The organism is Longimicrobium sp. (assembly GCF_036280135.1).
Lineage (GTDB): Bacteria > Gemmatimonadota > Gemmatimonadetes > Longimicrobiales > Longimicrobiaceae > Longimicrobium.
This window is the reverse complement of record NZ_DASURI010000541.1, coordinates 1-3,795: the sequence shown is the minus strand read 5'-3', so window position 1 is coordinate 3,795 and position 3,795 is coordinate 1. Positions and strand designations below refer to the sequence as shown.

Sequence of the window (3,795 nt, the reverse complement as noted above, 5' to 3'; positions counted from 1 at the left end):
GGCGGCGGCGCCCGCGGAAAGCGTGGACGCCAGGAGCCCCGCCGCGCCCAGGGGAAGCAGCAGGCGCCGGCTCATCGGCCCCCCGTCCGGGCGGAGGGCGCGGGGGTGGCCGCCGGGGTGGACGGCACGGGCTGCGCGGGCGGCGCCGTGGGCGTCTGCGGGATCTGTTCCGGGTGCGGTTCCACGGGCGTGAGCACGGGCGGCGGCAGGGGCGCGGAAAGCGGCGGCGCGTCCAGCCAGGTGGAGTAGTCCTCGGAGGCGTTGCCCTGCGCGTCCACGACGATCACGCTCAGCCGCACGCGCCCGTCCTGCAGAAAGGTGAGGCGCTGGTAGCCGCTGGCCTGGCGGATGTAGCGGACGCCCGTGATGGCCCGCGTGGACGTGGTGTGGCCGTAGAAGCCCGCGCCGCTCACCACCAGGTAGCGCGCGGGGTCGCGGCGAAACACCTGCAGGTTGTGCTCGTGGCCGGCCGCGTACACCAGCGGCGTGTCCACGACGAAGGCGCGGGTGAGCGACTGCGTGAAGTGCCGGTACTCGCGCCCCGTCACGTCCTGCCGGGCGAACAGGCCCGAGAGCCGCGCCCAGGGGTGAAAGGGGAACAGGTACGTGGGCCAGTCGAAGTAGCCGCCGTGCTGCCCGCCGCTCACGATGGGGTGGTGGGCCACGATCACCGTCCGCCGGTCGCCCGCCGTGGCCAGGGCCACGCGGATGCTGTCGATGACGCCCTGCTCCGTCCCCGGCGTGCAGCGGTCGCTGCCCGGCTTGCTGCCGCCCTGCAGCCACCACTGGCTGTCGATGGCCAGCAGCCGCAGCACGGCCCCCACGTCCACGACGACGGGGCCCGGGCAGCCGTCGCGGGGCTCGAAGCCCACGATGCCGGCGCCCTCCGTGTTCACCACGCGCTCCTGGCGCACGATGTTGGCCCACCCCTCCGGGGCGCCGGCGGCCCAGTCGTGGTTGCCGGGGATGAAGATGCCGCGCACCCCCGTCTCGGCGTGCACGCGCATCTGCGCGCGGATGATGCGCAGCCCCTCCTGCCCCTCGGCCGTGGTGGTGTCCATCAGCCCCACGGGGTAGATGTTGTCCCCCAGCCACACCACGAAGCTGCGCTCCGGGGCCGCCTGCAGCTCGCGCCGCAGGGCCGTGAACACGGGTTCCTCGCCGGGCCGCGGCAGTCCCGCGTCGCCGATGAGCACCAGGTTCAGGACCACCGAGTCCACCGGCACGGGGCCAATGACCCGTCCCACGCCAAACTGCGGCTTTCCGCACGCGGCGGTGGCCGACAGCACGACGGCGCCGGCCAGCACGGCGGCGCGGCGCATCCACTGACTGCTTCCGTTCCTCACGTCATCCCCCGCTCGTAACCACAGGCCGGCCGCGCGGTCGCGCGTCAGCCCTTCTTTCGCTTCTTCTTTCGCGCGCGGAACGGAACGTACTCCGCCGCCGCCACCTGCTCGCCCCACCGCTCGTCCAGGGCGCCCACGAGCTCGGGCGCGGACGCGCTCTTCTTCAGCCGCACAAGGTATTCCAGCGTACTGGGCTCCTCGTCGCGGCGCACCACGTCCACCAGCTGCCAGTCGCTGGCCATGTCGGCCAGGGCCTCCTGCACCGTCTGGCGGGCCACGTCGGGCGCGTTGCTGTGCACCAGCAGGATGCCGTCCGTGCGGGCCTCGGCCGCGTGGTCCAGCATGCGCCGCCGCACCTCGCGCTGCCCCGTGGGATCCTGCGCCCGCAACAGGTGCGAGGGACCCACGGACAGGATGCCCGTGCGCGCGTACCGGCCGCTGTAGATGGAGCCGATGTTGTACTTCCACACCAGCAGCACCACGAAGTTGAACGCGAACGACATCGTGAGCGCCACGTCCAGCGCCTGCACGCCCGCGCTCAGCCCGATGCCGATCACGAGAAAGATGTAGACGGCGTCGCGCGGGTCCTTGAGCGTGTTTCGAAAGCGCACGGCCGCCACGATGCCCGCCAGGGCGAACGCCAGGGCCACGCTGTTCTTGACGACCAGCGCGATCCCCGCCACGACGATGGGCAGGATGATGACGGACGACACCAGCGCCGGGTCGTACCGGAACCGCTTGGTCAGCATGTACACCCACGCCACGGGCACCACGAGCGAGAGCGCGCCCGTGATCACCAGCAGGGTGGCGATGGCGCGGCCCAGGGCCTCGTTGAGCGACACGCGGTCGCCGTACCCCGCGCTCACGGGGCCCACCAGGTTGCCGCCCTCCTCGCCCGAAAGCGCGGCCGGCGCCAGGAAGGCGTCGCGCACGGCGGGGATCCAGTAGACCAGCAGCGACATCACGGCCGTCAGCACCACGTAGTACGCCAGCAGCCGCAGGAACGGCCGGGTGCGGCCTTCCAGCAGCCGGTCGATGATGCGGCGGCGGCGCGGCGGCTCCGGCGCGGGCGCGCGTCCGTGGTCGCGCACGGTCTGCGGCGGGGCGGCCTGCGGGCGCGGTGCCTGCGCGGGCGGTGACGGCTCGGCCGCGCGCGCGGGGCGGGCCAGCAGCGTCTCGGATTCGCCCGCGGGGTCCACGGAGGGCGGTACGTGGCGCCGGTCTCGGCTATCGGCCATGGGTGGGGATGTCTCGTACGATGGGCGTGCACGCCGTGCGCGCGGCTCCAGCGGCGCACTAGCAGGAACCACGCCGTTGCGGCCGGGCGTGCGCGGGGGGAGGAAAACCGCGCGAAAACGCCCCGGTCAGTCCAGCCGGGGCGCCCCTATGTTGCAGCCGTCCACTCCGCCGCGCCAGTGCCGCGCGTCCGCATTGGGCGGATGGGATTTCGGCGAAGTCCGCGCCATCGTGCCCCGCTCGTCGCCTCGTCCGACACGCCCGCCTCGCCCGGCTTTCCGGCGAGGCGTTGACGAGACGAGGCGGTGCGTGGATCGCCGCGCCGGAGCGAGGTCTCTCCTTCCCTCGGCGTTCTCGCCGAGCCAAGGCGAGGCGCATCGCGGATTCCACGAGCATCCCCTCCGGCTCCTCGTCCGCGAGATCTCGATGCGTCTGGCTCGCCCGCACCGGATGCTCGTGCAGCGGAGCGGAACCCGACTTCCCGACACCCGATCGCGTCAGTTCAACTTTCCCTTCGCGCGGGGGCAGGCGTTTACGGACGCGATCGTGGGTCCGGTACGCCGGCTCTCCGTCGCGTGGACGGAGGTCCGTCGCGCACCGGGTAGATTCCGGATGATTGGACGAGCGGCTGGCCGACGGATGATGCTCCCCACGAAATCCGCGATGCGCCTCGCCTTGGCTCGGCGAGAACGCCGAGCGGATTGCCGCCATCACCCGTGGGTGACGATGCCCGTTGATGGCTGGGAGCCGATGCAGATCCCGGACGGACTGATCTCCCGAGGCATCCCGCACCGTACTTCCCCGGTGCGAGAACCCGCAGTTCAACCTCCCCCAGCAGTTTTGGGGGAGGTGGGCGAGCTCCGCGAGCCCGGAGGGGGCGTCCGCGCGAAGCCTGCCAACGCGCTTGAAACCAGTCGAACGAAAAACGAAACGCCCGCGCGATGTCTCGCGCGGGCGTTTCGTGTGTGATCGATGCCGATCGGTCAGATCGCGCCGGCCTTGCGGCGGCCGCGGCGGCGCGGACGCTCCGGCGTGGGCTCCAGCGTCGCCGCGAGGGTCATCTCCTCGTGCTGCGTGTGGATGCGCGACAGCGCGATGTCGTCGCCGCCCTCGTCGATCGTCTTCATCTCCTTGCGGCGGATGCGGCCGGCCTCGCGCGTGGTGTTGAGCTCCTCCAGGAACTTCTCCGACGCCGTGGCGAACGCGCCCTGCT

At 72.3% G+C, this 3,795-nt stretch carries 3 protein-coding genes; all 3 read right to left on the bottom strand.

All coding sequences use genetic code 11. The annotated features are described in order from the left end of the window. Positions 1 to 71: 71 nt before the first annotated feature. On the bottom strand, positions 72 to 1,322 hold the full coding sequence (locus tag VFZ20_RS17365; protein WP_329685182.1) for a metallophosphoesterase family protein: 1,251 nt from the start codon (positions 1,320 to 1,322) through the stop codon (positions 72 to 74). A 68-nt stretch (positions 1,323 to 1,390) separates the two neighbouring features. Next, positions 1,391 to 2,584, bottom strand: coding sequence for a DUF4956 domain-containing protein (locus VFZ20_RS17360; RefSeq protein WP_329685181.1), 1,194 nt, complete (start codon positions 2,582 to 2,584; stop codon positions 1,391 to 1,393). Between the two features lie 981 nt (positions 2,585 to 3,565). Next, positions 3,566 to 3,795: hypothetical protein (locus VFZ20_RS17355; RefSeq protein ID WP_329685180.1), on the bottom strand; the 230-nt coding region annotated here is incomplete at its 5' end.